Raw genomic sequence first — 2,725 nt, 5'->3', positions numbered from 1 at the left:
TCGATCCGCCCGCTTTATTTTATTTTTAACGGATGCTGTTCCTGTCAAATGACGTCCGATACTGGTAAGAGTGAGAGAGGCACCATTTATGACAGCACTGGTTGCATCAATCAGTGATTTCTGGCGGTAAAGATGCAGAGGCTCCAGTACACTTTTAAAGAATTTTTGGCATAATACACGGGCAGGCATAGCGGTGATTTCCTTGAAATTGTTAGCGCAATCAATTAGATCACATTACGCTATGCCTGTCTTGTTTTCTGGGGATTCATCAGGGGCAAGCCCTGGCATAGTAGTGTTGAAAAAGCATATTAATTAAGTGAGAGATGAGCGCTGAAGACTTCGGGATGCAATACGTTCTCGTAATATTTTTTCAGCGTTTACGTTACTATAAACAGTTGATGGACAGCCACCTGAAGAGGAAGTGCTGGTCACAGCAGTGTAGATATGAGAGGTATCACTTAATAGTTCCTCCAGAACATTACTACGTTCAAGTAGGCGCATAAACTCAACCTGCCTTTCAAGAGGCCGGGGTATCGTGTAAATCCGCTGAATAGCGGATATCAGGGCCGGTGATAAATTGGCACATTCTACGGAATTATCAGCGGGGTCTATTCGAAGAATGCGAACGCACTTCAGCGCGTGAATAACTTCTCCACGGACGACACATGGCATATCACCAAACCTGACAAAGCAACTAACACCTGGAATATCGGTGATTTTTGTTGGGTGAGTAACTTCGGGATCAAAAAAAACAAATAGCCGGGCAGCAATGGTTTCTGCGACACACGCGATCCGCCACAATCTTTTCTGCGTGTGATGCGAGTTTCAAGCAGAAAATAGCATTCGACATTTAGGCTTGAAACCCAGCGAAGAACCCGATCGAAACTCTTGTTTTGGCACTGAGCCAGATACCAGTTTTCCATAACCTAGCTTCCTTTACGCAAGCCTCCCCCATTTTCTCACCGTAGAGAAAGCTAATATTAAACAATGATATAAATAATGAAGAGACTTAAAATTACTGTACATAATCACACGTCAATGGATTAAAAATGCTTAAAATGCAAGCTTATTGACGTATGATTTCTACAACAAGAGTAAGACAGTGAAACAAGAAAATCTACTAATTTTTGGTAGTTTTATACTTTATTAGTATAAATGCAAAACAATATAATAAAAAAATTGCTTATAAACAACTATTAACTATTGTATCATTGATACATACTATTCGAGCGTAAAAAGATCATGAGTGATGCGCCAAAAACGTTGGGAGAGCGGTTAGATCTGGCCCTTAGCACCTTAAAGCTATCTCAATTACAAGCGTCTTTGGCAGCCGGAGTGCCACAGGCAACTATTAGTCATCTAATAAGAAATCAAGCGCGTACATATAAAAACTCTCGCGCACTGGCAGAAGGACTAAATATAAATCATGATTGGCTTGTGTATGGCCGTGGTGGAATACTAAATCCAACTGTTCATTACGTACCGGTTATATACGAATATTTTCGACTCCGCCTATACCAGTCAGAAAACTTTCTTGAAGACAATACTCATTTTCTCGTTACCGAACATGATTATGGAAAAGGTATGTTTGCAACAAACCTGAATGATTCCATCCTCATTTGTTCCAGACAAAATGAATATGAATACCCTGTAAGAAAAACTGGTTTCCTACTATGGACTGAGCGATGAAAATCAATAATCAGCGATCTAATTCAAGGTAAAAGAGTATTTCTTATACATGAATTTCGTAGATATGAATCGATCCCTCTCCACACCTAACGTAACGATATTGCTCAAGATTAAATTCCCCGGTGATGGAACTTAATAGCCTTACTTATTGTGTTGTTAACACAGTATAATAGCAAACACAGTTAGTCAACACAAAAAGCAACTTATGTTGCTTTTTGTGATTTCCATTCAATATCACGGGGTTCCTATGGACAGTAAAAAAGCAGTGGTTGTATTCAGTGGAGGGCAAGACTCCACTACCTGTCTGGTTAAGGCATTGGCAGAATATGATGAAGTTCACTGTATCACGTTTAACTATGGTCAGAAGCACGTCTCCGAAATAGAGATTGCGCAGCATATCGCCAAAACACTTGATATAACATCACATAGCATCATCGATATGAGTGTGCTGAATGCACTTGCAGTAAGCAGTTTGACCAAAAGCAACATTGATGTACCTAAGTATACAGATCAACGCAATCAGGAATATCCCTCTACGTTCGTGCCCGGACGCAACATAGTGTTTCTGACGCTAGCAGCTATTTATGCAAATCAGATACAAGCTCAGGATGTAATTACAGGAGTGTGTGAAACTGATTTTTCCGGATATCCGGACTGCCGGGATAAATTTGTCAAGGCACTCAATAACGCTGTTACACTCGGGCTTGGTAGTACTGTGAATTTTATAACCCCTCTAATGTGGCTGACCAAAGCTGAAACTTGGGCATTAGCAGATGATCTTGGAAAACTTGATTTTATTATTTCAGAAACGCTGACCTGCTATAATGGAGAGAAAAGTTTTGGCTGTGGAAAATGCGACGCTTGCCATCTTAGAAATAAAGGACTTAATGAGTATTTAACTAATAAGGATGAAGTAAGGAAGCGGCTGCATAAAAAAATGGCCTAAAATTATTGTCCCGCAAGGTATCTGTTAAAAAGATATCTTGCGCCATAGGCAGGGATAATATTGAATATAGCATAAAAATATTTATAAGTA

General features: G+C 39.8%; 3 protein-coding genes and 1 pseudogene. 2 read left to right on the top strand and 2 right to left on the bottom strand.

Annotation, left to right across the window (positions count from 1 at the left end; translation table 11 throughout):
• Both BBW68_RS16670 and BBW68_RS18425 read right to left on the bottom strand, forming a co-directional pair.
• Nucleotides 1-189 (bottom strand): annotated as a pseudogene (locus BBW68_RS16670) (IS4-like element ISEc60 family transposase); the annotation flags it as partial.
• A 443-nt stretch (nt 190-632) separates the two neighbouring features.
• Nucleotides 633-923, bottom strand: a complete 291-nt coding sequence (locus BBW68_RS18425; RefSeq protein ID WP_148127636.1) for a transcription termination/antitermination NusG family protein — start codon at nt 921-923, stop codon at nt 633-635.
• Nucleotides 924-1,242: 319 nt separating this feature from the next.
• Between BBW68_RS18425 and BBW68_RS18420 the strand changes: the two genes are divergently transcribed.
• Nucleotides 1,243-1,689 (top strand): helix-turn-helix domain-containing protein, encoded by a 447-nt coding sequence (locus BBW68_RS18420; RefSeq protein WP_148127635.1) that lies wholly within the window; start codon nt 1,243-1,245, stop codon nt 1,687-1,689.
• 247 nt (nt 1,690-1,936) lie between these two features.
• On the top strand, nt 1,937-2,635 hold the full coding sequence (gene queC / locus BBW68_RS10550) for a 7-cyano-7-deazaguanine synthase QueC (RefSeq protein WP_070135327.1): 699 nt from the start codon (nt 1,937-1,939) through the stop codon (nt 2,633-2,635).
• Nucleotides 2,636-2,725: the final 90 nt, after the last annotated feature.

The sequence above is a fragment of the Candidatus Erwinia dacicola genome (genome assembly GCF_001756855.1).
Classification (GTDB): domain Bacteria; phylum Pseudomonadota; class Gammaproteobacteria; order Enterobacterales; family Enterobacteriaceae; genus Erwinia; species Erwinia dacicola.
The sequence above is the reverse complement of the archived record's forward strand: the minus strand, read 5'-3'. Positions and strand labels throughout refer to the sequence as shown.

Coding starts and splice junctions, on each gene's coding strand:
- queC (WP_070135327.1), top strand. CDS start 1,937: ATGGACAGTAAAAAAGCAGTGGTTGTATTCAGTGGAGGGCAAGACTCC.
- BBW68_RS18425 (WP_148127636.1), bottom strand. CDS start 923: ATGGAAAACTGGTATCTGGCTCAGTGCCAAAACAAGAGTTTCGATCGG.
- BBW68_RS18420 (WP_148127635.1), top strand. CDS start 1,243: ATGAGTGATGCGCCAAAAACGTTGGGAGAGCGGTTAGATCTGGCCCTT.